Below are 23,173 nucleotides of genomic sequence, written 5' to 3' on the forward strand. Positions count from 1 at the left end.
TATGTGGGAGAACTTAACGATGTGTATTTGGATTTTGGATTGGGGTGGCCGGGGGCTTTCTCATGGCAGGCCAACTTAGGCCTCCCATTTAATTTTTTTGTCTTGGCCAGTTTTGTGTTGCCGCTGATTTTGGGGTTGATAGTTATGTCGATGGGCGCTGAGTTGCCCGAGGTTTGGCAGGTGATCGTTGGAACGCACCGAGCTGGCTGGGGAATGACTGTGGGGGTCACCTTTTATGCACTCGCCATGGCTCTCCTTATCTGGTTCTACATGCACAACAAATACGAAGAAATCATCCCCACGCGCTTCAATCGCCAACGCCGTGAAGTCTGTTTCGTCCCCAACGACGAAAGCGAACCCGTGATCGTGCCTTGGGAATCGGTCACCGCCTGGGTGATTCAAGGCCAGGGCGCCAATCAATACGGTATGCAACGTCAATACGGCATGGGCGTGGGTTTTTACCATGAGGCCAGCGGCGAGCGTTTTACCTTGGAGTTCGTCTGCCCCGCACTGCCCATCGCCATCAGCAACTGGGAGGCCATCCGCGCGTACATGGAGTACGAAGTCCACACCCTGAAAGAGATCACCGACCCGCTCGATCTACAAGGTCCCGACGATCCACCCCACGAAGGCCTGCACACCTTCCGCAACGCCCGCGCTCGCCTGCATCAGGAGATTCGCGACAAGCAGCGCGGCTGGGTCTATGGCTTTTTCTGGTACCTGTTCCACGTCATGACCTTCTGGACTCTGCCGTTTTACCTGACTGAGTGGGAGGTTGGCCGAGTCAAACGCATGGCTCGTCAAGCGCTGCCAGAGGCGATGCGCGAATGGTCGGAGCCGCTGCGTCAAGTGCAATGGGCCAAGCCAAGTGCTGAGTTGCTGCGGATGAGCGCCCAGGTCCGGGCGCTGCACACACGTCATCCACAACGCCCGATCACCGATATTTTCGCCGAGGTTTATCGCGCCGAGAAGTCAGGGAAGCGCAGCGCATGATGGGCAGTCATACCGACCCGCTAAAGCTGGAGGGCGCTGATGAGTAAGTCGCCTGAAGTTGAACGGGGTGGCACCTCGCGCTACAACCGCCACAACACCTCGCATCGCCTGAGCATCGCTGCGTATCGGATCATCACCGCCCAGTGGGACCGCGGCTTCGACAGCGACCAATGGGCCATCGTCAGTGAGCGGGTGATTGCCAGTTTGCGGGTGGTGCAGTCCGCGCCATTGATACTTAGGCTGGATTACCCGGATGAATGGGAGAGACCCTCGACCGTGGCCAAGGCCGCACTGGTCCTGGCTGTCGCCGTGCAAACCTACGACAGCGAGGGTGAGGCCCAGACGCATCTCTACCATTTGCGGCTGGACCCTAATGGCGGAGGTGTTTTCCCGGTGGCGCCCTTTGAGCCCCGATACGATACGGCGAAGTTGTTCACGGTCGATCCGCTGACACTGGAGGGCGCTGATGAGTAAGGCGCCTGAAGTTACCCTGCCCGAACCGCAGCTTCAGCAACCCAAGCAGGCGGGTGATGTGGAGCCGTTTCCCAGCGGTCGCATCACCTACTTGGCCCCATTGCCTTTACCTACACAGCTGCCGCCGCAATGTCCCTATGTGGGGGAGCTTAACGACGTTTATTTGGACTTTGGATTGGGTTCGCCGCAGGTGTTTTCATGGCAGGTCACCTTAGGCCTTCCATTCAACGGCTTTGTCATGACCGGTTTTTTGTTGCCGCTGATTTTGGGGTTGATGGTTATGTTGATGGGCGCGGAGTTGCCAGAGGTTTGGGAGGTGATCGCTGGTACGCACCGAGCTGGCTGGGGAATGACTGTGGGGGTCACCCTTTTTACTCTCGCCATGGCTCTCCTCATCTGGTTCTACATGCACAACAAATACGAAGAAGTCATCCCCACGCGCCTCAACCGTCAACGCCGTGAAGTCTGTTTCGTCCCCAACGACGAAAGCGAACCCGTGATCGTGCCTTGGGAATCGGTCACCGCCTGGGTGATTCAAGCCCAGGGCGCCAATCAATACGGTGTCCAACGTCAATACGGCATGGGCGTGGGTTTTTACCATGAGGCCAGCGGCGAGCGTTTTACCTTGGAGTTCGTCTGCCCCGCACTGCCCATCGCCATCAGCAACTGGGAAGCCATCCGCGCGTACATGGAGTACGAAGTCCACACCCTGAAAGAGATCACCGACCCCCTAGACCTGCAAGGCCCCGACGACCCGCCGCACGAAGGCCTGCACACCTTCCGCAACGCTCGCGCTCGCCTGCACCAGGAGATTCGAGACAAGCAGCGCGGCTGGGTCTATGGCTTCTTCTGGTACCTGTTCCACGTCATGACTTTCTGGACTTTGCCGTTTTACCTGACCGAGTGGGAGGTGGGTCGAGTCAAACGCATGGCCCGTCAGGCGTTGCCAGAAGTAATGCGCGACTGGTCGGAACCGCTGCCTCAAGCGCAATGGGCCAAGCCCAGCCCCGAATTGTTGCGCATGAGCGCTCAGGTCCGGGCGCTGCACACACGTCATCCACAACGCCCGATCACCGATATTTTCGCCGAGGTTTATCGCGCCGAGAAGTCGGGGAAGCGCAGCGCATGATGGGCAGTCATACCGACCCGCTAAAGCTGGAGGGCGCTGATGAGTAAGGCGCCTGAAATAACTCTGCCCGAACCGCAGCTTCAGCAACCCAAGCAGGCGGGTGATGTGGAACCGTTTCCCAGCGGTCGTATTACCTATCTGGCCCCACTGCCTTTACCTACACAGCTGCCGCCGCAATGTCCCTATGTGGGAGAACTTAACGATGTGTATTTGGATTTTGGATTGGGGTGGCCGGAAGCTTTTTCATGGCAGGTCACCTTGGGTGGCCCTTTTAATTGTTTTGTCGCGGCCAGCTTTGTATTGCCGCTGATTTTGGGGCTGATTGCTATGTCGGTCGGCGCTGGCTCATCCGAGGCTTGGGCAGTGGTCGTTGGAACGCACCGAGTTAGCTGGGGGTTGACTGTGGGAGTCAGCCTTTGTGCACTCGCCACGACCCTCCTTATCTGGTTCTACGTCCACAACAAATACGAAGAAGTCATCCCCACGCGTTTCAACCGTCAACGCCGTGAAGTCTGTTTCGTCCCCAACGGCGAAAGCGAACCCGTGATCGTGCCTTGGGAATCGGTCACCGCCTGGGTGATTCAAGCCCAGGGCGCCAATCAATACGGCGTCCAACGTCAATACGGCATGGGCGTGGGTTTTTACCATGAGGCCAGCGGCGAGCGTTTTACCTTGGAGTTCGTCTGCCCCGCACTGCCCATCGCCATCAGCAACTGGGAGGCCATCCGCGCGTACATGGAGTACGAAGTCCACACCCTGAAAGAGATCACCGACCCGCTCGATCTACAAGGTCCCGATGACCCGCCGCACGAAGGCCTGCACACCTTCCGCAACGCCCGCGCTCGCCTGCACCAAGAGATCCGCGACAAGCAGCGCGGTTGGGTCTATGGCTTTTTCTGGTACCTGTTCCACGTCATGACCTTCTGGACTCTGCCGTTTTACCTGACTGAGTGGGAGGTTGGCCGAGTCAAACGCATGGCTCGTCAAGCGCTGCCAGAGGCGATGCGCGACTGGTCGGAACCGCTGCCCAAAGAACAATGGGCCAAGCCCAGCCCCGAGTTGCTGCGGATGAGCGCTCAGGTCCGGGCGCTGCACACACGTCATCCACAACGCCCGATCACCGATATTTTCGCCGAGGTCTATCGCGGCGAGAAGTCGGGGAGGCGTAGCGCGTAATTATGGTTACTCTGAAACCAACGCCTGCATCATCCCCCAGACGTTCATGTGGCACTTAAATCAACACCCGTGCCACACAAACGCGCGTTTACAGTCGGCTGTCAGTGAAACAACACGGCCGTTTTTTGCAGGGTAACCCACACGCCCCAAGTCAGCGGGATGCCTACCGCCAACCAGGCCGCGACGACCAGAGGCATGCTGGCAGGCGAAGCTTTCCACTCCAGCACGGTGGTGTGATCCGCACCGGCATCGTGACCGTAGGATTGCTCCACAGCCAACGCTTCGTCAGTCATGAAATGCTTATCGGCCACCGGACGAATCAGCAGGTTGCAGATAAAGCCCAGCACCAGCAGACCTGCGAGGATGTACAGGGTGATGTCGTAGGCGTCAGCGCGTGCAACGCCGATGCTCAACTGATACTCACGCAAGTAGGTGACCAACACCGGACCCAATACGCCCGCTGCAGCCCAGGCGGTCAGCAGACGACCATGAATCGCGCCGACCATTTGCGTGCCAAACAGATCCGCCAGATAAGCCGGAACAGTCGCAAAGCCACCACCGTACATCGACAGAACCACGCAGAACGCTGCCACAAACAGTGCAATGCTGCCCAAGTGACTCAACGAAGGCACTGACGCGTAGAGCAAAAAGCCCAGAAAAAAGAACACGAAGTACGTGGCTTTACGGCCGATGTAATCGGAAAAAGTCGCCCAGAAGAAACGTCCACCGATGTTGAACAGGCTCAGCAAACCGGTAAAGCCCGCAGCGATGGCAGCGATCTGCCCCAGTTGAACGGCGTCCAGTTGGCCATACGCCAAACCGTTGCCGAGCAATTTACCGGCGAACACTTCCTGCAGCAGTGGCGAGGCCATGCCGAGGATGCCGATGCCCGCCGACACGTTCAGGCACAGCACCAGCCACACCAGAGCGAACTGCGGAGTTTTCCACGCCACGCTGACGTGCACATGGCGGTGAGTAATCATCGCGTTGCTGGCTTTCTTTGCCGGAGCAGTCCAACCCTCAGGCTTCCAGCCGGTCGGTGGAACGCGGTAACCCAGAGCGCCGCCGATCATGAAGACAAAATAGATCGCCGCCATCACCAGGAAGCTCTGCCACACACCAGCACCAGCGGGCGAAGCAAAATGGCCCATCAAGGCTGCAGCCAACGGTGCGCCGACCATTGCCCCGCCACCGAAACCCATGATTGCCATGCCGGTCGCCATGCCGCGCTTGTCCGGGAACCACTTGATCAGCGTCGAGACTGGCGAGATATAGCCCAACCCCAGGCCGATACCGCCGATCACACCGGAGCCCAGCCACATCAGCCAGATCTGGTGGGTATAAATACCCAACGCGGAAATCACCAGCCCGCCGCACCAGCACAACGCCGAAACGACGCCCGCCTTACGCGGACCGGAATGCTCCAGCCAGCCGCCCCAAATGGCTGCGGAACAGCCCAGGAAGATGAAAAACAGGGTAAAAATCCAGCTCAGCATCGAAATCGGCCAGTCGCAATCCGATGCAAACACCTGGGCCAGGAAGCTCATGTTCGGCGCGCAAGCAACCGGCGCGGTCATGCCAATGGCTTTGGACAGCGGCAACCAGAACACCGAAAAACCATACGCCATGCCGATGCACAGATGGATGGCCAATGCTGCTGGGGGTACCAGCCAACGGTTGAAACCGGGCTTGGCGATGATGCGTTCTTTGGACAAGAACGCGGGCTGCGCGACAATGCCGCTCAGCGTAGCGTGTGTGTTCATTATTATTTCCCCGGATTGGATGTAGCTCGCAAGGCAATTACGTGTTTCACCCACAACCTTCCATGCACGCAGGCAACGCTTGTCTTATCGGCAGAGATCCCCCAGACGTGACAAAAAGACGCAGGAGGACTGACGATGGCCCAGAGGGTACCATCACGGCCTCTACGGAAGGCTATATGCCAGCACCTTTATTCGCGCTGTCTGGCCCTAATGCCACTACGCTCTACACCACTCACGCTTGATCGAGGAAACGTAATGCCCATCGTCATTGAGTCCGTACATTCAGCCTCCTATCAGGATCAGGAAGATCTGCAGAAGATTTACCGCGATGCACCGGAGTGGCTGCTTGCACCGTTTGGCGATAGTCAGGCGTTGATCACCGCAGGCCTGAGCAACGGCAGCTTGCTGGCTGCTCGGTTCAATGACCGCCTGTTGGGTGCCGCTCGCGTGCAACGCCAGGGCAACGTCTGGCACCTGTCGCAGCTGTGCGTACGCAAGCTCACCCGGCGCCGGGGGGTGGCCGAACGCTTGCTGGTCGAGGCGCAAAGAATGGCTCATGAGGCGGGTTGTGAACTACGCCTGCTGGCGCCAGTCGGACAACTGGAGGCTCAGGCGCTGGCGGCTAAACTCGACTTGCAACTGGACGCGCAACAGGCCCTGAACCAAGGGTAAGTCACACCCGGAGGCATCGGCAGCCCGGTTACTGTTTGTGGAGGCTATACTCGCGGGCTAAATTTTGAATGATTCAATTACAAGGACTCGCCCATGAAAGCGTTCGGCAAAATCCTGGGTCTGGTTATTCTCGGGCTGTTGCTGATCATCGTGGCTCTGGGCTTTGCTCTGAGCCATCTGTTTGATCCCAACGACTATAAAGACGAGATTCGCCAGCTGGCACGCGACAAGGCCCACCTAGAGCTGACACTCAACGGCGACATCGGCTGGAGCCTGTTCCCCTGGCTTGGGTTGGAGTTGCATGACGCCAGCGTGGCGACCCTGACCGCCCCCACCAAACCCTTTGCCGACCTGCAGATGCTCGGGCTCTCCGTGCGCGTCCTGCCGCTATTGCGCCGCGAAGTGCAGATGAGCGATGTCCGCGTCGAAGGCCTCAACCTGACGCTGAACCGCGACGAAAATGGCCATGGCAACTGGGAGGACATTGGGCGTCCGGCACAGCCCGCAACGCCGCCCCCGGTTGAACCAGGCGCAGCCGGTCAGACTGCACAAGGCACGGCAACAACGCCGGAAAAAACCTCGCAACCGATCAAACTGGACATCGACAGCCTGACCGTCAACAACGCGCGCATCGACTTCAACGATGCCAAGAATGGTCGGCAATTCAGTGCCGAAAGCATTCAACTGAGTACCGGCGCAGTGCATGAAGGGACCAACATCCCGGTCAAACTCACCGCCTTCTTCAGCACTAACCAGCCGGTGATCCGCGCCAAGACCGAACTGGCCGGGCAACTGCGCTTCGATCGTGTGCTCAAACGCTACCAATTCGAAGACATGCGCCTGTCCGGCGAAGCATCGGGCGAACCGCTGGACGGGAAAACCCTGACCTTTGCTGCACAAGGGCAACTGCTGGTGGACCTGGCAGCCAACGTCGCGGAGTGGAACGGCTTGAAGCTCTCAGCCAACCAACTGCGCGCCTTGGGCGAACTGCACGTTCGCGACCTGGACAAGACACCACAGCTCAGTGGCGGCCTGTCCATCGCGCAGTTCAACCTGCACGATTTCCTCGAAGGTATCGGTCAACCGGTACCCGAGATGGCCGCAGGCAGCCTGAACAAGTTCGAAATGGTCAGCCGCCTCACCGGTAACCCGACCAGCGTGGCCTTCGAAGACCTCAACCTGAAGGTCGACGACAGCACCTTCACCGGACGCCTTGCCGTCGACGACTTCGCCAAACAGGCGCTACGCGTCCAGCTCAAGGGTGACACCTTCGACGCTGATCGCTATCGCCCGGGCAAGTCCGAAGCCGCCAAAAGCGCTGGCGCAGCACGTAAATCCGAAGTTGAGAGCACCCAAAGCCAGGCCTTTGCAGCGAGTGGCGGCACAACCCCGCTGCCGAACGCGCCGACGCAAGGCGCATGGAGCAACACCCAGCTACTGCCGCTGGAGCGCATGCGCACACTCGATGTCCAGGCTGATCTCAACTTCGGCACGCTGACCCTCAACAAGCTGCCGATCCAGAATGCCGTACTCAAAACCCAGGCCCAGGCCGGGCAGATCACCCTCGAAAGCCTGCGTGGCGATCTCTACAACGGCAATTTCGAAGTCAAAGGCAACCTTGACGTGCGCCCGGACATTCCGCTGATGCGCGTGCAAACCCACATCGCCAAAGTGCCGGTCGAACGCTTCATCCAGAGCAAGGACCAAACGCCGCCGGTCAAAGGCCTGCTGACCTTGAGCAGCGACCTGACCAGCAAAGGCAACAGCGAAAAAGTCCTGATCGACGGACTCAACGGCACCGCCAGCTTCATGCTCAACGACGGCGTGCTGGTCAACGCCAACCTGGAGCAACAGCTTTGCCAGGGCATTGCCAAGCTCAACCGCAAAACCCTCGACAGCGAACCGCGCGGCAAGGACACCCCGTTCCAGCAGCTCAACGGCAATCTGGTCTTTCATAACGGTGTCGCCAGTAACCCGGACCTCAAAGTGGGCATTCCGGGGCTCACGGTCAAAGGCGATGGTGACGTAGACCTGCGCGTTCTGGGCATGGATTACCGCATCGCCATCATCATCGAAGGCGACAAGAGCGACATGCCCGACCCAGCGTGTCAGGTCAACGAACGCTACGCCGGCATCGAATGGCCCGTGCGCTGCCGTGGTCCTTTGGAACTGGGCGCCAAAGCCTGCCGCCTGGACAACGAAAAACTGGGCCAAGTCGCGGCGAAACTGGCCGGCGACAAGCTCCAGCAGAAAATCGAAGACAAGCTCGGCGATAAAGTCAGCCCACAACTCAAAGACGCCCTCAAAGGTCTGTTCAATCGATGAAACCCGAGCAGTTTTCAGCGGCCGTACTGGAATGGTATGAGCGTCACGGTCGGCATGACTTGCCTTGGCAACAGGGCATCACGCCGTACCGGGTGTGGGTTTCGGAGATCATGTTGCAGCAGACCCAAGTCAGTACCGTGCTCAATTACTTTGACCGGTTCATGGATGCGCTGCCGACGGTCCAGGCCCTGGCCGACGCGCCGGAGGACGAAGTACTTCACCTGTGGACCGGGCTGGGCTACTACACCCGCGCACGCAACTTGCAGAAGACCGCAAAAATCGTCGTGGCAGACCACGGCAGCGAGTTTCCCCGCAATGTCGAACAGCTCACAGAACTGCCGGGGATCGGTCTTTCTACCGCCGGTGCAATCGCCAGCCTGAGCATGGGCCTGCGTGCGCCGATCCTCGACGGCAACGTCAAACGCGTTCTGGCGCGCTACACCGCCCAGGAGGGCTACCCCGGCGAGCCGAAGGTCGCCAAACAGCTATGGGCCACGGCTGAGTGTTTTACCCCGCAGTCACGGGTCAATCACTACACCCAGGCGATGATGGACCTGGGCGCGACCCTGTGCACCCGGAGCAAACCGAGCTGCCTGCTCTGCCCCCTGGAAAAAGGCTGTGAAGCGCACCTGCTCGGGCTGGAGACTCGCTACCCGATCCCTAAGCCGCGTAAAACCATCCCACAGAAGCGCACGCTGATGCCGATGCTCGCCAACCGCGACGGCGCCATTCTGCTTTACCGGCGCCCGTCCACGGGGCTCTGGGGCGGCTTGTGGAGCCTGCCGGAGCTGGATCACTTCAGCGATCTGGAGCATCTGGCGAATCAACATGCCCTGGAACTGGGCAACCACCACGAACTGCCAGGCCTGATCCACACCTTCAGCCACTTCCAACTGAGCATCGAGCCGTGGCTGATACAGGTCGAAGAGTCTAGCCACCACGTGGCCGAGGCCGACTGGCTCTGGTATAACCTCGCCACCCCACCGCGCCTGGGCCTTGCTGCCCCGGTGAAGAAGCTGTTGAAACGCGCAGCCGACGTATTGAACGCAGGAGAGTTGTCATGACCCGCACCGTAATGTGCCGCAAGTACAAAGAAGAACTGCCAGGCCTTGAGCGCCCTCCGTACCCAGGTGCCAAAGGCGAAGATATCTTCAACCACGTCTCACTAAAAGCCTGGGGCGACTGGCAGAAACACCAGACGCTACTGATCAACGAACGTCGCCTGAACATGATGAACATCGACGACCGCAAATTCATCCAGGGCGAGATGGACAAGTACCTGTCCGGCGAAGAATACGCCCAGGCCGAAGGCTACGTTCCCCCAGAGAAATAAGCGTTTCCAGCAGGTAAGGGTCGTAAGCGACGGTAATAACTGAAATTTTTTTAACAACACGCTTGACGACCCCCTGAAAAACAAGTCTAATGCGCCCCGTTGCCCAGATAGCTCAGTCGGTAGAGCAGGGGATTGAAAATCCCCGTGTCGGCGGTTCGATTCCGTCTCTGGGCACCATAAATACCGAAAAACCCCTGCATCGAAAGATTCAGGGGTTTTTTATTGGGCGCCATTTATCGTTCGCTCGCACAGCGGCCGACGCCCCCCCCTTGGCTATTCGAAAGGTATGCGCTTCAATGGCGCCCCAACGCCCCCCTGCCTGCAAAAGGACTCAAGCCCATGGCCTCGTCAGACAAACAGCAGAAACGCGCCAAACGGGCGAAGACCAAGGCCAGGCAGAACCGCGTGAGCAAACCCGCGCAGAGCGTCGTCCACCCGGTTCTCGCGTCACCCCTGATCAACCAGCCTTTCGATGACGTCGACATTGACCTGAGCACGTTCGACTTCAAGGACATCCTTGAAAACGGCTTCGATCCGGCCGACTTCGACGACCTGTTCCAGACCATGAAAGCCGCCGAAGCGATTAGCCAACTGGCAATGTGCGTGGTCTTTCTTCAATACCCGGTGCTGGAACTGGTCATTGCCGAAGAGGAAGAAGAGGACGCCACCGACTTCTTGATGAGCCTGCTCATCGCGTACCGGGCGATGTTCTACGACGAAGACGAAGACGCTGCCGTTGTATGGATGGAAGGCCCTGTGTTCCAGGCCGACTACAACGAGGCATCACGGATTCTGCAGGAAAAAAACAAAACCCTGTCTCGCCGAGACTGATCCACCGGACAGGCTCCAGGAGTCTGCCGTCCCCCACCTTTGCATCGTCTTTTTTTGAGGTTAGTAACATGCGTACAACACTTTCTGCCCTTACCCTCGCCCTAGGACTTCTGGCCGCCCAAAGCGCCATGGCCGGGGGCGATCTCAACGCCGCACTTGGCGGGGGCATCGGCGGCGCACTGGGTAACGTCGTCGGCCAGAAAATGGGCGGCAGCACCGGTGCAGCACTGGGTGCCGGTGTCGGCGGCGCAGCAGGAGGCGCGATCTCTGCACCCAAAGGTCACAAGACCTCCGCAGCACTCGGTGGCGGCCTCGGATCAGCAGGCGGCTCGCTGATCGGCGGCAAACTTGGCGGTACTACCGGCTCAACCGTTGGCGCAGGCCTGGGCGGCGCAGCAGGTGGCGCCATTGCCAATGACATGGCCAGTGGCAGCAAACACAAGCGCAAACATGACTGATTCGTTTGCAGCCTGACGCTTTTTTGCCGGGCTTTGGTTTTGCGGTTTCACCCGGGGAATGCAGGCATGGCCTCCCTGAATGAGATCGTGACTAAGAAAGGAGCAGCGCTACTGGCTGCCGAAGGCGACCTGCTCGAACCGTTCAAATAAAGCCCGCTCCAAACAAAACGGCCGCGATCATCACTGATCGCGGCCGTTTTGTTTTTAAGAGTCATGCAGGGCAAGCTCGCCCGCCGAGCCGATCTTCCCTGCCCGCTGACTCTGCCCACGACGCCCCAAGACCTGTCGTTTTTACACATAATTTCCGCAGAAATTTAACTTAGCTTAATCGTTGATTTAATATAATGTTTATCAGGCCCTAATCAGGGACTCAGTGAATACAAGCTTTTCGCTGAAATTTTTATAGATAATCTATTTGGCGATTAGAGATATTCCGCTCATGCCTGAATTTCTTCACCATGACCTTAAGCTATTGAATCCCTCCTTTGACTCAGGCTTGGTGGACGTCCTGAGCGAGCTTGAGCACCTTCGCCGATTAAAACTTGAAGGGGACACGCCCGCCCCGGTCTTTTTCCAGCTCAAATCCATATTCCACACGCTTGAGAGCCTGGGATCTGCGCGCATCGAAGGGAACCACACCACCCTTGCTGACTACATCGACAGCAAGGTAGAAGGCAGGGTGGAAGACACCGATCAATTGCGCGAGGTGGCCAACATTGAAAAGGCCATGGATTACATAGAAAAAATCATGGAGCCCGGCACCCCGCTTACCGAGCATGTTATCCGCGAGCTGCATGCCATGACGGTGCAGGAACTCCACCGCGAAGGTGACAAGACGCCAGGGGCTTATCGACAAGGCACGGTACGCATATCCCAGTCAGAGCACTTGCCGCCTGACTTCGTCCTTGTGCAAGGGTACATGCAAGAGCTGGTCGACTTCATAAACAAGGACGACTCGCCAAAATACGACCTGATGAAAGTGGCGTTGGCTCATCATAGGTTCGGATGGATACACCCATTCGGTAATGGGAATGGTCGGGTGGTGAGACTACTCACCTACGCAATGCTGATGAAGTATGGTTTCAATGTGAGCACTGGAGGGCGGGTTCTCAACCCCACAGCCGTTTTCTGTAACGATCGAGAGCGCTACTACACAATGCTCGCGACAGCAGATACAGGCACAGAAGAAGGGCTCGAAGCCTGGTGCACCTATGTCCTGGAAGGCGTTCGCGACGAACTGGCCAAGGTTGATAGACTCACACAGTATGCATACCTGACGAAGTCGATCCTCAATCCTGCCATTGCTTTCGCCCGTGAAAGACGCTGGATCACCGAGACAGAAGAGTCTGTGCTGTCCGTGGCGATAAAGGCGAAGGTCGTTAAATCCGCAGATTTATCGGGCGTGTTACCCAAGCTTAAAAGCGCTCAGCGAACCTACCTGATAAAGAAACTCGTCGACCAAGACATGCTACTTCCTATCAGCGAAGGTGCAAGGCAGTACACGATTGGTTTTTCCAATAATTATTTGATACGCGGCGTTATCAAAGCACTTAGAGATCAGGGCTTCATACCCGAGCCATTGGAGAAGCCCTGAAAGCGCTCGTCGCTGCTTGAGCTTACCCCCCCCAACAAAAACGGCCGCGATCATCACTGATCGCGGCCGTTTTGTTTTATCGAGCCCTATAACAGCCCTGCCCCATTAACTCAGTACCGGCTTGCCCTGCCGTACCGCGATGTTGCGGCGTCGTGCCACCAGCAATCCTGCTGCGATGACCAACGCGCTCAACACGCCGGTGGCGAGGATTTCGACGCGGTGTTCTTCCTGGAACAGCATGATGGTCAGCACGCCGACGATGAAGACGATGACGGCCCATGTCAGCCCTGGGAACAGCCACATGCGGAAGGCAATGGTCTCGCCATTAGCGGTGCGTTTGTGGCGCAGGCGCAACTGGGAGATGGCGATGACCAGGTACACCAGCAGCGCAATGGCGCCGGAGCTGGCGAGCAGGAAGTCGAAAACCGCCGCCGGAGCGACGTAGTTGGCGAATACCGCCAGGAAGGCCGCTGAGGTGGACAGCATGACCGCCCAGTAAGGCGTGCCGCTGCGGTTAGTGCGTCTTGCAACAGCAGGCGCATCGCCGCGCTTGCCGAGGGAGAAGAGCATCCGCGAGGCGGTGTACAGCGCCGAATTCAAGCAACTGGTTACGGCGACCAATACCACCAGATCGACGATCAGTTTGGCGTTAGGAATGCCCATCATGTCGAGCACGGTCTGATAAGAACCCAGCTCGGTCAGACGGCTGTCATTCCACGGCACCAGCGCGACGACAAGGAAAATCGACACCAGATAGAACAGGCAAATCCGCCAGATCACCGAGTTGGTGGCCTTGGTGATCTGCTCACCCGGGTTCTTCGATTCAGCGGCAGCGATCGTAACGATCTCGGTGCCCATAAACGAAAACATGGTGGTCAACATGGCCGCCAGCACAGCGCCCATCCCGTTGGGCATGAAGCCGTGCGTGTCGACCAGATGACTGACGCCGCTGACCTGACTGCCCGGCAACAGACCGAAAATCGCCAGAACGCCTAAAATGACGAAACCGATAATGGCCAACACCTTGATCAGAGCGAACCAGAATTCGAACTCGCCGTAATGCTTCACGCTGAACAGGTTGGTGGCCGTGAGGAGCAAGGTGATAACCAGCGTGAACGCCCAAATTGCCATGCCGGGAAACCAGGCATGCAGGATTGTCGCGGCGGCGTTGGCTTCGAGAGGGATAACCAGCACCCAGAACCACCAGTACAGCCAACCAATGGTGAAACCGGCCCAATGGCCGATAGCACGGTCCGCGTAGGTGGAGAACGAACCGGTGTCAGGTGAGGCCACCGCCATCTCGGCCAGCATGCGCATGACCAGAACCACCAGCGTGCCCGCCGCCAAGTAGGCCAACAGCACAGCCGGGCCCGCCTCGGCGATGGCGTGCCCGGAGCCGACGAACAAGCCAGCGCCAATCACACCGGCGATAGAAAGCATGGTGATGTGTCGCGATTTGAGCCCCTGATCGAGGTCGTTGGATTTTTGCGCACTGCTCATTAAAACTACCTTTGCAAAGAAGCGAGATTCAGTTCGTCGTACACGTCGCGCACCCCGTAAAAAGAAAGCAACGACGCTGTTCCTTATTTTTTACGCAAGATTTACGCCAAAATGTGTCTATAACGACGTCGTCCACGGATATACGCGCTTGCGCCTCGTTCCATAAGCGTTTGATAGGAATGGCCTTTTGCCATTTTCCAGAGTTTGTTACTGAACGCCTCACCCACTTAACGATGGCGTGCATGACAAATACACACAGGGCGCATTTGTCGCCCCGATGTGGTGCGCTCGCAAAATGACCGAGAGGATTGCCTCCGAGGCAATAAACCTTCCAACACCCTCTCGAAACTGGCACCATCGCGGCCCTTTTTTGCCCAGCCGTCGCGTGACCAACGCACCTTCCGAGGTGCGGTTTGTATCCGCGCGACAGTCTGCGTTAGCAATGCGACAACCCTTCGATAGCCGGAAGCTTGCTTCCAAACGCTATGCTAGCTTGGCGCTCGCCAAGGAAGGCCGCCAATAGCAGGAGCACACAGAACACAATGAGGACCGCACATGGCTGAGGCCACGCCCGCGCTGGAAATCCGTAACTTGCACAAACGCTACGGTTCGCTTGAAGTACTCAAAGGTATTTCGCTGACCGCCCGCGATGGCGATGTGATCTCGATCCTTGGCTCTTCCGGTTCCGGTAAATCCACCCTGCTGCGCTGCATCAATCTGCTGGAAAACCCGCATCAAGGGCAGATTCTGGTGGCCGGTGAAGAACTGAAACTCAAGGCCGCCAAGAATGGCGATCTGATCGCCGCCGACAACAAGCAGATCAATCGCATGCGCAGCGAGATCGGCTTCGTGTTCCAGAACTTCAATCTGTGGCCGCACATGACCGTACTCGACAACATCATCGAGGCGCCGCGTCGCGTACTGGGGCAAAGCAAGGCTGAAGCCATTGAAGTCGCTGAAGCCCTGCTGGCCAAAGTCGGCATCGGCGACAAGCGTCATGTGTACCCGGCCCAACTGTCTGGCGGTCAACAACAGCGCGCGGCCATCGCCCGCACCCTGGCGATGCAGCCTAAAGTAATCCTGTTCGATGAACCGACCTCCGCCCTCGATCCGGAAATGGTTCAGGAAGTGCTCAACGTCATTAGAGCCCTCGCCGAAGAAGGCCGGACCATGCTGCTCGTAACCCACGAAATGAGCTTTGCCCGCCAAGTGTCCAGCGAAGTAGTGTTCCTGCATCAGGGCCTCGTCGAAGAACAAGGATCGCCGCAACAGGTGTTTGAAAACCCCTTGTCGGCGCGTTGTAAACAATTCATGTCCAGCAACCGCTAACGGAGCAACACGCATGCAGACCTACAAAAAATTTCTCCTGGCCGCTGCCGTCACTCTGACATTCGCGACCAGCGCCTTTGCCGCAGAAAAACTGAAAATGGGCATCGAAGCCGCCTACCCGCCGTTCAATAACAAAGACGCCAGCGGCCAGGTCGTGGGCTTCGACGTCGACATCGGCAACGCCCTTTGCGCCAAGATGAAAGTCGAATGCGAAATCGTCACGTCCGACTGGGACGGCATCATCCCGGCCTTGAACGCGAATAAATTCAATTTCCTGATCTCGTCGATGTCGATCACCGAGGAACGCAAACAGGCCGTCGACTTCACTGACCCGTACTATTCCAACAAGCTGCAGTTCGTTGCGCCCAAGACCACTGATTTGACCATCGACAAGGCCACCCTCAAGGAAACCTTGAAAGGCAAAATCATTGGTGCCCAGCGTGCGACGCTGGCAGGTAGCTGGCTCGAAGACAACCTGGGTGACACCGTCACCATCAAGCTCTATGACACTCAGGAAAACGCCTACCTCGACCTGACCTCCGGGCGTGTCGATGCACTGCTGGCAGACAAATTCGTCAACTACGAATGGCTCAAAAGCGACGCGGGCAAAAACTTTGAATTCAAAGGCGAGCCAGTGTTCGGCAACGACAAAATCGGCATCGCCGTGCGCAAAGGCGATCCACTGCGTGAGGAGCTGAACAAAGCGCTGAAAGAAATCATCGCCGACGGCACCTACAAAAAAATCAACGACAAGTATTTCCCGTTCAGTATTCTCTGACCTGCCCGACGGGCACCGCCGCTTCTTGTTTCAGTGACAGCGTCGCGGTGCCGGTCCCTAGCAAAGCCTGCCTATGAACATTGATATCTACGGATTCGGCCCGGCCCTTGCGGCTGGCGCGCTGATGACCGTCAAACTTGCCCTGTCGGCGTTATGCCTGGGGCTGGTGCTCGGTCTGCTCGGCGCCTTGGCAAAAACATCACCCTACAAGTCGCTGCAATGGCTTGGCGGTACCTACTCGACGCTGGTGCGCGGCATCCCGGAATTACTCTGGGTCCTGCTGATCTACTTCGGCACGGTCAACCTTATGCGCAGCCTCGGCGAAGCGCTCGGCAAACCCGACCTTGAGCTAAACGCCTTCGCGGCCGGGGTGATCGCGCTTGGATTGTGCTTTGGTGCGTATGCGACCGAAGTGTTCCGAGGGGCCATCCTCGCCATCCCTAAAGGTCATCGCGAAGCCGGTATGGCGCTGGGCATGTCCACATCGCGGATCTTCATCAAGCTGATCATGCCGCAGATGTGGCGCATCGCCCTGCCCGGCCTGGGCAACCTGTTCATGATCCTGATGAAGGACACCGCACTGGTGTCAGTGATCGGCCTTGAAGAAATCATGCGCCACTCGCAGATCGCCGTGAGCTTCACCAAACAGGCGTTCACCTTCTATATGGTCGCAGCCTTCATGTACCTGGGCCTGACCGTCCTGGCGATGATCGGCATGTACCTGCTGGAAAGACGCGCCGCACGCGGTTTCTTGAGGAGTTCGTCATGAACTGGGAAGTCATCATCAAATGGCTGCCAAGGCTGGCTCAGGGCGCAACCCTGACCCTGGAGCTGGTCGCCATCGCAGTGGTCGCCGGGCTGATTCTGGCGATACCACTGGGCATCGCGCGCTCGTCACGGCACTTGTCCGTACGCGCCTTGCCGTACGCATACATTTTCTTCTTCCGTGGTACACCGCTGCTGGTGCAGCTGTTTCTGGTCTATTACGGACTGGCGCAATTCGACTCGGTGCGGGCGAGCGCACTATGGCCGTATCTACGCGACCCGTTCTGGTGTGCGACCGTCACCATGACCCTGCACACGGCAGCCTACATCGCCGAAATCCTGCGTGGTGCGATCCAGGCCATCCCGCCGGGCGAAATCGAAGCGGCGCGGGCGCTGGGCATGTCCAAGTGGAAAGCCTTGTTCTACATCATCCTGCCGCGCGCCTCGCGTATCGGGCTGCCGGCCTACAGCAACGAAGTGATTCTGATGCTCAAAGCCAGCGCACTGGCCAGCACCGTCACCCTGCTGGAACTGACCGGCATGGCGCGCACCATCATCGCCAGGACCTACCTGCCGGTCGAAATATTCTTCGCCGCCGGGATGTTCTACCTGCTGATGGCTTACGTCCTGGTACGCGGCTTCAAGCTACTGGAACGCGTACTGCGCGTGGACGCCTGCCAAGGGCGGTGAGACAAACGCGCGGGTGAATGGAGCAGCCTGAATACTCCACTCATCCGCGCCCAGTCTGTGGATAAGTCTGTTAATAACAATTCGAAGAAGGCACGAAAACCGCAGCCTGCTGGCCAAGTTCATGACTGATCATTTTTCACTCAAGCCTAAACCGCCCAAAAAACAGTAAGTTGCAGCAGTTGAGAACGGCCGCACAAAATCAGCCACTGGCGCGCCACCCCTAACTCCGATTGTGCATAAGCATTCCAGCAAAAGTGAATATGGCCCGTAAAGCCATTGTTTTACCGGCAGTACATAGGCGTACAGATCGTGCACAGAACCTGACCAACACAAGGAAAAAACCCCAACTGTCGAGGGTGGATCAGGGAAGCAGCGGGACAGAAGCAGTGAAAAAGCTCATCGCTGAAAGTTTTTGCAATCGAATCAGTCAGCTAGGGGTTTACAACCCAAAAAATCTGGATATACTTTGCGCCCATCACGCCGGTATAGCTCAGTTGGTAGAGCAACTGACTTGTAATCAGTAGGTCCCGAGTTCGACTCTTGGTGCCGGCACCATACAAGGTTCCAGAGAAAGCTTTCAAAATCTCTGAAACCCCCGAAAAACCCGCCTTCTGGCGGGTTTTTTCGTTTTGGCGTTCTGTCAGCCTACGTCAATCCGCCAAACGCTTCATCTCGGCCACCGTGCGGGTCAGTTCGTCGGCGAGTGGGCTCGGCAGGCAAGTCTGGAAGGCGCTTGCCAGTTGATCGTAGTACCACAGGGTGCCGTCCTTCCCAGTATTGAAACGAGAGAACATCTTGGGGCCATGGGTATTGAGATCGCTCACGATTGCGCGAGCGTTGTGCAGTTTGTCGCAGCCGGAGACTAACAAGACCTCTGCTGGCGCATCGGGCAGATGATCCAAATAGCGCTGCTTGCGGGTATGCCAATCACCCTTCTCGCCATTTTCGTCCGGTACACCATCGGTGCAGCCGAGCACGATGCGGGTGACCCGTTCGCCGAACTGCGTTCTGATCTGTGCTTCGGCATGCGCGCCGGCATCTTCCAAGGCATCGTGGAGTAAGCCCGCAATGGTCTGGTCTTCATCCCCTCCGTGCTCCATTACCAGGCAGGCGACCCCCATGAGGTGGGACAAATAGGGAATACCGGTGGCCTTGCGGGTTTGATCGGCGTGAAGCGTTGTCGCCAGGGCGACGGCGTCTGCGATTCGGAATGAAGGTTGGAAATTCGGATTCATTGCGACCCTCCAAAATGTAGTTTTTACACATTTAAAGACTGCGGTAATCAATAGTCAGGCCTGATCCTCTGGCCTGATTTCGCCAGCCAGTGGCCCGGGTGTACAGCACGTAGGTATCAGTTCGCGGGCACGGTGATCACTGGCGCCTGCGGCGGTACGCCGGTTTCGGCCAGGGAGAACAGCACGAGAATGAACAGGAATTCCGATTTGGACTTCATGTCGCGGTCGTCGATCCAGAACCAATAGCCACGATAGCGAACGGCGGAATACGCATCGGCGGGTCGCTCCACGCTCGAGTGGATACGTACCAGCGGGTCGTCCCACGGGCTTGGGTTATCGGGTGCGGCCGCTGCCGGGTTTGCGCGTCCTTCCTTCAGGTGCTGGGGAGGCACCTCGATGGTCGCGGCAAGCTCTAGGAATATTTCCGACATGGAACGTGTGAGCAGGGCGACCTCCGTATCGCTCCTCGACACCATACCGAAGGTCAATGTCAGTTCACTTGTGTCGGGACGCAGATGAAGGGTTTCGCGCACAAAGTGGCTGTCCTTCAGGACGCTTTCAGGAACGCCCTGATTGATGATAACCAGAACGGCGTCACTGTCAGCGCCCGGATTAATTCGCATGCCCAGCGATTCCGACCGCTGTATCCGTCTTAGCGTCTCAAGCACCTGATAGAAACGTGGATCCGCAGCCCGGGCACGGGTGGGCGATGTGGATCGGTTGTAGACGCCGTTAATGGCGCGGGTAGTCAATTGCAGCACGCGATCCACGGGATAGCCCGCCTGGACAAGGGAGAACACGGAAGCCGGTGATAGCGGGTGCAGCAGATAGCGTGAGAATTTCTCCCCGGAGAGTGGTGTGTAGCTGATCGTCGGTCGGTCCGTGTAACGGCCGTATGCGCCGATGGCTTGGCTATCTCCATCGTTAGGCCATCCCGAAAACCAGCTCGCGCCCAGGCTGACCTGACTCTCCATCGCGGTGGAGCTGATCATCGACGTGACATCCAGGTACACCGGTACGTCCCCGTAGCGCAACTTGACGACATTGAGCAGCGTCTGCTCTTTCCAGGTCGTGGAAAGAACACCGCCGTAGTCTGTACGATCGCGCTGAATCGAGGTTGGCCCCATTGTTCCGCACCCACCTAAGTAGCAGGCTGCGGTGAGCAATGCTACACAACGGATCGGCGTCATCAATCTTCCTCTATCAGCGCTTTGATCCGTCCGGACTTCTCTGCAGCCACCAGCGCCGCATGGTCTTTTGCATTTTGATCCGCATAGGTCAGGGCAAATTCGCCGATGGCCTGGTCGAACGTGTCCGACTTGCCCAGGTAGCCACTGATCAGCGCCGCATCCCCGGATTTGGCGTGAGCACGGGCCAGGGTAAGACCGCACAGCTCGGCATACATCTTCATTTGTGCGAACGATGCGCCTTCTACAGGCGCGGACATTTTCATGTCCCGTAACTGGCGCACAAAGAAATCCCGTCCTCTTTGGCCTTGCGTCCAGCCCAAAAAAATATCGCTGGAGGACTGCATCAGCCGCTGCCCCGTGACAACGCGCTGCCCGTGATTGTCATAAATGCTCTTGCCCGCATAAGGCTCGAGTACGGAGGGACAAGCTTCCTTGAATTGCAGGAGCAGAGGATGGTTTTCTGCGGAAAAAAACAGACCGACAAAACAACGGGTACCCACGCTACCGATGCCGACGGCTTTGAGAGCGATGTCTTCCAGACGGTAACGATCGAAGAGCACGCGGCGCTCGTGCGGCAGGGATAATCGATAATCCTGCAATGCCTTATAAACGCGCTGCTCAAAGTCTTTTTCATAAATGTGAAAAAGTATGGGCGGTTGATCGATCAGACGCCGCCGCCCCCCGACCTCGCCACTGATTGTGGGATAAAGGTAATCACCTACACGCATCTTTGCTTTTTCAATCAATTGCTCCCGCGCCTTTTTGACTTTGGCATTGGGGGCCATATCAACAATCGTTTGGGCATCCAGACGGTCGTACCAAACCTCCAGCGGACTCATCTTCGAACATTCGCGCAGACGCTCGCGATAAGCACGCACACATTCGACGGCGCTCGCCTCGGCCTCCTTGTCGGTGAGGCCGTTATCGCGCGCGGCCACGGTAAAACTGATCGCCAGACGCTTGATATCCCATTCCCACGGTGCGGGCGTCGTTTCGTCGAAATCGTTAATGTCGAAAATCAGATTGCGCTCGGGGGTCGCAAACAATCCGAAGTTCAATAGGTGGCAATCCCCGCAGGCCTGTACCTGAATACCTGTGTTCGGGGTGGTGGCCAAGTCATATGCCATCAACCCCGAAGAGCCGCGCAGAAAAGTAAACGGGCTGCGCAACATACGCCCATAGCGGACAGGTACCAGACTGGCTAGCCGATACCGGTTGGACTCTTCCAGGACATCGGTAGGGTCACGGTGTTTGCGCGGTGCTTTCCATACGGCGTGACTCGAATGTGGCATGCCCTCAAGCAAGCTCTCGCCTGCATGCACGCGTTCTTTGCGCGAGCGAAAGACCGGCTCGAAAATCCCGAATGCCTCTGCTTTTGTTTTACTTTTGATAGTTTTTTTCTTGTCGGCAGACATGTCCACTCCTTTGCTCAACGAAATCCAACTCGCTTGGGCGCCAGAACTAGTCAAACCACGGCCAGCCATTAGGCTTAGTGTTTACTGGGTGAGGTTATTTATTTTCCGGCGCGTCTAAATAACTGGCGCGAGCAGTTCTCTCTGCCGTTTTTCCGGCGAAATCATGGGGAAAAAACGAATAATCGTCACAAAGACAAGCGTAGCAGCTGCAATCCAGGGTGCTGGCAGCTGCATGGAGTCGACAAGCACGGAAGGAATGGCTCGGCACGGGCACAATTCCTCTGGAGAGCTTACGGGTAATCCTCTCCGCCGTTGGGGATTCGGCATCGGCAGATACGATTGAACGTCATCCGGCTCCCCTTCCAGGGACCGTATCTTTCGATGGCCAATTTGCCATAGCAGGAACACGACGGCTCAAACCGGCAGGCCCCTCTCAACCTTTGAGGGGCCATGGCTTGATACAGGCGTATGAGCGCCAGTAACAGCCGAATCATCACCGAGGCTTGCGGAAGGTAATGACGTAGTAGGTGCTGAAATCGGCTTTTTTTCCAAAAAGTGCTTCAAAGCAACCGGGCTTGATCTGAACGCCGACGCTGTCTACGCGGTAGAACTCCCAACCCTGCTCTGCGTATTGATTGGCGATCGACTCCAAATACACGGCGGCTTCAGTGCCTGAGTTCTTGACCTTTACTTCGATGTTGGGTGGAACCTGAACCATCTTGTATTGATACATCTGCCGTCCTTAGTCGCTGAGTGGCCTCATGCCACGCTCCGAGTCTACGGTAAGGCATGACCTTAATCGCAGCGCTGAAGCACTTTGCGATCCGTCCTACTTAAATTTCAGATCTCTGCACCCTTGATGCCTTTCCGCCACACACAACAAAAAGCCCCCTCATCAGGAGGGGGCTTGGGTCACGTCTCTGCTTGAAGCGTGAGGCTTAGCCGTTTGAGCAGCCGTTACCCATCACGCTGTATTGGAGGGTGTGACGCTGACCTTGATGGTCTTCGTAAGTCATTTGCACCGGAACAACACCACATGTGTCAGGGACTGAGTCCATGCTAATCACTTTAGCGACATCAAGTTCTGTGGCGTATGTGTACTGTTCAACGGCTGGGTTGTTGACGGCTTGCACTTCGCCAGCTGCTGCGATTGAGGAGAAGCCGACCAACGCAAGTACGATTAAACTTTTCATTTTATTTACAGGCCTTTAAATCAATCACAACTGACTGACTTCATTTGCCAACGTGGCGGAAGAAGTTGTTAAACCGTTTAGAGTTAGGTCTAACACGAAGTACCATGCCCTGTTTGTTTCGGTTACCAGGGAATGGGGTTAGTTTACAAGGGTGGGTATTTAGTTAAACCCAAAAGAACCATAATATTCTTTACCGAAACGGTAACAATCCCTGAGGCGGTGTTTTCCCAGGCGTTGCGCCGATCAGTCCGTGCCTTGGCCTGCGGGCTGCGGATGACCAGCAGCCGTTACCGAGGACGTACGCCTTATCGAGCACACAACAAAAAGCCC

General features: G+C 57.3%; 23 protein-coding genes and 2 tRNA genes. 17 read left to right on the plus strand and 8 right to left on the minus strand.

Annotated elements, in window-relative coordinates:
• Positions 1–246 precede the first annotated feature (246 nt).
• From ACVBEG_RS23085 to ACVBEG_RS23100, 4 genes are read left to right on the plus strand one after another with little or no spacing between them, the layout of a single operon-like run.
• Complete coding sequence (locus ACVBEG_RS23085; protein WP_447108335.1) at positions 247–993, plus strand: hypothetical protein; 747 nt, start codon at positions 247–249, stop codon at positions 991–993.
• A gap of 39 nt (positions 994–1,032) precedes the next feature.
• Positions 1,033–1,467, plus strand: coding sequence for a hypothetical protein (locus tag ACVBEG_RS23090; protein WP_322177355.1), 435 nt, complete (start codon positions 1,033–1,035; stop codon positions 1,465–1,467).
• Positions 1,460–2,596, plus strand: coding sequence for a hypothetical protein (locus ACVBEG_RS23095; protein WP_322177354.1), 1,137 nt, complete (start codon positions 1,460–1,462; stop codon positions 2,594–2,596). The genes ACVBEG_RS23090 and ACVBEG_RS23095 overlap by 8 nt, the downstream gene beginning before the upstream one ends.
• Positions 2,597–2,635: 39 nt before the next feature.
• Positions 2,636–3,772, plus strand: a complete 1,137-nt coding sequence (locus ACVBEG_RS23100; protein WP_447108336.1) for a hypothetical protein — start codon at positions 2,636–2,638, stop codon at positions 3,770–3,772.
• A gap of 101 nt (positions 3,773–3,873) precedes the next feature.
• Here ACVBEG_RS23100 and ACVBEG_RS23105 read toward each other — a convergent pair whose 3' ends face one another.
• The gene (locus ACVBEG_RS23105) at positions 3,874–5,535 is read right to left on the minus strand and encodes an OFA family MFS transporter (RefSeq protein WP_322177352.1); all 1,662 of its coding nucleotides are present in this window, start codon (positions 5,533–5,535) and stop codon (positions 3,874–3,876) included.
• Between the two features lie 255 nt (positions 5,536–5,790).
• Between ACVBEG_RS23105 and panM the strand changes: the two genes are divergently transcribed.
• From panM to ACVBEG_RS23145, 8 genes are all read left to right on the plus strand, one after another.
• The gene (gene panM / locus ACVBEG_RS23110) at positions 5,791–6,207 is read left to right on the plus strand and encodes an aspartate 1-decarboxylase autocleavage activator PanM (protein ID WP_322177351.1); all 417 of its coding nucleotides are present in this window, start codon (positions 5,791–5,793) and stop codon (positions 6,205–6,207) included.
• Between the two features lie 93 nt (positions 6,208–6,300).
• Entirely contained in the window at positions 6,301–8,532 is a 2,232-nt protein-coding gene (locus ACVBEG_RS23115; protein WP_322177350.1) for an AsmA family protein, read from the plus strand.
• The gene (gene mutY / locus ACVBEG_RS23120; RefSeq protein WP_322177349.1) at positions 8,529–9,596 is read left to right on the plus strand and encodes an A/G-specific adenine glycosylase; all 1,068 of its coding nucleotides are present in this window, start codon (positions 8,529–8,531) and stop codon (positions 9,594–9,596) included. Before ACVBEG_RS23115 ends, mutY begins: the two co-directional genes overlap by 4 nt.
• On the plus strand, positions 9,593–9,865 hold the full coding sequence (locus tag ACVBEG_RS23125) for an oxidative damage protection protein (protein ID WP_219063674.1): 273 nt from the start codon (positions 9,593–9,595) through the stop codon (positions 9,863–9,865). Before mutY ends, ACVBEG_RS23125 begins: the two co-directional genes overlap by 4 nt.
• A 101-nt stretch (positions 9,866–9,966) precedes the next feature.
• Positions 9,967–10,042, plus strand: a tRNA-Phe gene (locus ACVBEG_RS23130).
• A gap of 162 nt (positions 10,043–10,204) precedes the next feature.
• Positions 10,205–10,696, plus strand: coding sequence for a hypothetical protein (locus ACVBEG_RS23135; RefSeq protein ID WP_322177323.1), 492 nt, complete (start codon positions 10,205–10,207; stop codon positions 10,694–10,696).
• Positions 10,697–10,764: 68 nt separating this feature from the next.
• A complete protein-coding gene (locus ACVBEG_RS23140) occupies positions 10,765–11,154 on the plus strand; it encodes a bacteriocin (protein WP_322177322.1) in 390 nt (129 codons plus the stop codon).
• Between the two features lie 439 nt (positions 11,155–11,593).
• A complete protein-coding gene (locus tag ACVBEG_RS23145) occupies positions 11,594–12,748 on the plus strand; it encodes a Fic family protein (protein WP_323565792.1) in 1,155 nt (384 codons plus the stop codon).
• A 105-nt stretch (positions 12,749–12,853) separates the two neighbouring features.
• On the opposite strand, the gene gabP is transcribed toward ACVBEG_RS23145, so the two are convergent.
• The gene (gene gabP, locus ACVBEG_RS23150; RefSeq protein ID WP_330201634.1) at positions 12,854–14,248 is read right to left on the minus strand and encodes a GABA permease; all 1,395 of its coding nucleotides are present in this window, start codon (positions 14,246–14,248) and stop codon (positions 12,854–12,856) included.
• 555 nt (positions 14,249–14,803) lie between these two features.
• Here gabP and ACVBEG_RS23155 point away from each other — a divergent pair.
• From ACVBEG_RS23155 to ACVBEG_RS23175, 5 genes are all read left to right on the plus strand, one after another.
• Positions 14,804–15,577: an ABC transporter ATP-binding protein gene (locus ACVBEG_RS23155; protein WP_219063677.1), complete on the plus strand. Its 774-nt coding sequence runs from the start codon at positions 14,804–14,806 to the stop codon at positions 15,575–15,577.
• Positions 15,578–15,590: 13 nt separating this feature from the next.
• A complete protein-coding gene (locus ACVBEG_RS23160; protein WP_322177319.1) occupies positions 15,591–16,355 on the plus strand; it encodes an ABC transporter substrate-binding protein in 765 nt (254 codons plus the stop codon).
• A gap of 73 nt (positions 16,356–16,428) precedes the next feature.
• Positions 16,429–17,124: an ABC transporter permease gene (locus ACVBEG_RS23165; protein WP_322277828.1), complete on the plus strand. Its 696-nt coding sequence runs from the start codon at positions 16,429–16,431 to the stop codon at positions 17,122–17,124.
• The gene (locus ACVBEG_RS23170; protein WP_322277827.1) at positions 17,121–17,810 is read left to right on the plus strand and encodes an ABC transporter permease; all 690 of its coding nucleotides are present in this window, start codon (positions 17,121–17,123) and stop codon (positions 17,808–17,810) included. Before ACVBEG_RS23165 ends, ACVBEG_RS23170 begins: the two co-directional genes overlap by 4 nt.
• Before the next feature lie 479 nt (positions 17,811–18,289).
• A tRNA-Thr gene (locus ACVBEG_RS23175) sits at positions 18,290–18,365 on the plus strand.
• A gap of 95 nt (positions 18,366–18,460) precedes the next feature.
• Here ACVBEG_RS23175 and ACVBEG_RS23180 read toward each other — a convergent pair.
• From ACVBEG_RS23180 to ACVBEG_RS23205, 6 genes are all read right to left on the minus strand, one after another.
• Positions 18,461–19,045: an HD domain-containing protein gene (locus ACVBEG_RS23180; RefSeq protein ID WP_447108337.1), complete on the minus strand. Its 585-nt coding sequence runs from the start codon at positions 19,043–19,045 to the stop codon at positions 18,461–18,463.
• 116 nt (positions 19,046–19,161) lie between these two features.
• On the minus strand, positions 19,162–20,235 hold the full coding sequence (locus ACVBEG_RS23185; protein ID WP_322177316.1) for a hypothetical protein: 1,074 nt from the start codon (positions 20,233–20,235) through the stop codon (positions 19,162–19,164).
• Positions 20,235–21,527 carry a DUF2252 domain-containing protein gene (locus tag ACVBEG_RS23190; RefSeq protein WP_447108486.1) on the minus strand — a complete coding sequence of 431 codons (1,293 nt, stop codon included), beginning with the start codon at positions 21,525–21,527 and terminating at the stop codon, positions 20,235–20,237. Before ACVBEG_RS23190 ends, ACVBEG_RS23185 begins: the two co-directional genes overlap by 1 nt.
• Positions 21,528–21,940: 413 nt before the next feature.
• Entirely contained in the window at positions 21,941–22,144 is a 204-nt protein-coding gene (gene yidD / locus ACVBEG_RS23195) for a membrane protein insertion efficiency factor YidD (RefSeq protein ID WP_322277807.1), read from the minus strand.
• Positions 22,144–22,383 carry a DUF4177 domain-containing protein gene (locus ACVBEG_RS23200; protein WP_322177314.1) on the minus strand — a complete coding sequence of 80 codons (240 nt, stop codon included), beginning with the start codon at positions 22,381–22,383 and terminating at the stop codon, positions 22,144–22,146. Before ACVBEG_RS23200 ends, yidD begins: the two co-directional genes overlap by 1 nt.
• A gap of 205 nt (positions 22,384–22,588) precedes the next feature.
• A complete protein-coding gene (locus ACVBEG_RS23205) occupies positions 22,589–22,843 on the minus strand; it encodes a DUF2790 domain-containing protein (protein ID WP_322177313.1) in 255 nt (84 codons plus the stop codon).
• Positions 22,844–23,173 lie beyond the last annotated feature (330 nt).

Source organism: Pseudomonas sp. GG8, assembly GCF_052976945.1.

Bases quoted from the DNA above. Each gene is read 5' to 3' on its own strand.
- ACVBEG_RS23085 (WP_447108335.1), top strand. From the start codon at position 247: ATGGCTCTCCTTATCTGGTTCTACATGCACAACAAATACGAAGAAATC.
- ACVBEG_RS23090 (WP_322177355.1), top strand. From the start codon at position 1,033: ATGAGTAAGTCGCCTGAAGTTGAACGGGGTGGCACCTCGCGCTACAAC.
- ACVBEG_RS23095 (WP_322177354.1), top strand. From the start codon at position 1,460: ATGAGTAAGGCGCCTGAAGTTACCCTGCCCGAACCGCAGCTTCAGCAA.
- ACVBEG_RS23100 (WP_447108336.1), top strand. From the start codon at position 2,636: ATGAGTAAGGCGCCTGAAATAACTCTGCCCGAACCGCAGCTTCAGCAA.
- ACVBEG_RS23105 (WP_322177352.1), bottom strand. From the start codon at position 5,535: ATGAACACACACGCTACGCTGAGCGGCATTGTCGCGCAGCCCGCGTTC.
- panM (WP_322177351.1), top strand. From the start codon at position 5,791: ATGCCCATCGTCATTGAGTCCGTACATTCAGCCTCCTATCAGGATCAG.
- ACVBEG_RS23115 (WP_322177350.1), top strand. From the start codon at position 6,301: ATGAAAGCGTTCGGCAAAATCCTGGGTCTGGTTATTCTCGGGCTGTTG.
- mutY (WP_322177349.1), top strand. From the start codon at position 8,529: ATGAAACCCGAGCAGTTTTCAGCGGCCGTACTGGAATGGTATGAGCGT.
- ACVBEG_RS23125 (WP_219063674.1), top strand. From the start codon at position 9,593: ATGACCCGCACCGTAATGTGCCGCAAGTACAAAGAAGAACTGCCAGGC.
- ACVBEG_RS23135 (WP_322177323.1), top strand. From the start codon at position 10,205: ATGGCCTCGTCAGACAAACAGCAGAAACGCGCCAAACGGGCGAAGACC.
- ACVBEG_RS23140 (WP_322177322.1), top strand. From the start codon at position 10,765: ATGCGTACAACACTTTCTGCCCTTACCCTCGCCCTAGGACTTCTGGCC.
- ACVBEG_RS23145 (WP_323565792.1), top strand. From the start codon at position 11,594: ATGCCTGAATTTCTTCACCATGACCTTAAGCTATTGAATCCCTCCTTT.
- gabP (WP_330201634.1), bottom strand. From the start codon at position 14,248: ATGAGCAGTGCGCAAAAATCCAACGACCTCGATCAGGGGCTCAAATCG.
- ACVBEG_RS23155 (WP_219063677.1), top strand. From the start codon at position 14,804: ATGGCTGAGGCCACGCCCGCGCTGGAAATCCGTAACTTGCACAAACGC.
- ACVBEG_RS23160 (WP_322177319.1), top strand. From the start codon at position 15,591: ATGCAGACCTACAAAAAATTTCTCCTGGCCGCTGCCGTCACTCTGACA.
- ACVBEG_RS23165 (WP_322277828.1), top strand. From the start codon at position 16,429: ATGAACATTGATATCTACGGATTCGGCCCGGCCCTTGCGGCTGGCGCG.
- ACVBEG_RS23170 (WP_322277827.1), top strand. From the start codon at position 17,121: ATGAACTGGGAAGTCATCATCAAATGGCTGCCAAGGCTGGCTCAGGGC.
- ACVBEG_RS23180 (WP_447108337.1), bottom strand. From the start codon at position 19,045: ATGAATCCGAATTTCCAACCTTCATTCCGAATCGCAGACGCCGTCGCC.
- ACVBEG_RS23185 (WP_322177316.1), bottom strand. From the start codon at position 20,235: ATGACGCCGATCCGTTGTGTAGCATTGCTCACCGCAGCCTGCTACTTA.
- ACVBEG_RS23190 (WP_447108486.1), bottom strand. From the start codon at position 21,527: ATGCCACATTCGAGTCACGCCGTATGGAAAGCACCGCGCAAACACCGT.
- yidD (WP_322277807.1), bottom strand. From the start codon at position 22,144: ATGATTCGGCTGTTACTGGCGCTCATACGCCTGTATCAAGCCATGGCC.
- ACVBEG_RS23200 (WP_322177314.1), bottom strand. From the start codon at position 22,383: ATGTATCAATACAAGATGGTTCAGGTTCCACCCAACATCGAAGTAAAG.
- ACVBEG_RS23205 (WP_322177313.1), bottom strand. From the start codon at position 22,843: ATGAAAAGTTTAATCGTACTTGCGTTGGTCGGCTTCTCCTCAATCGCA.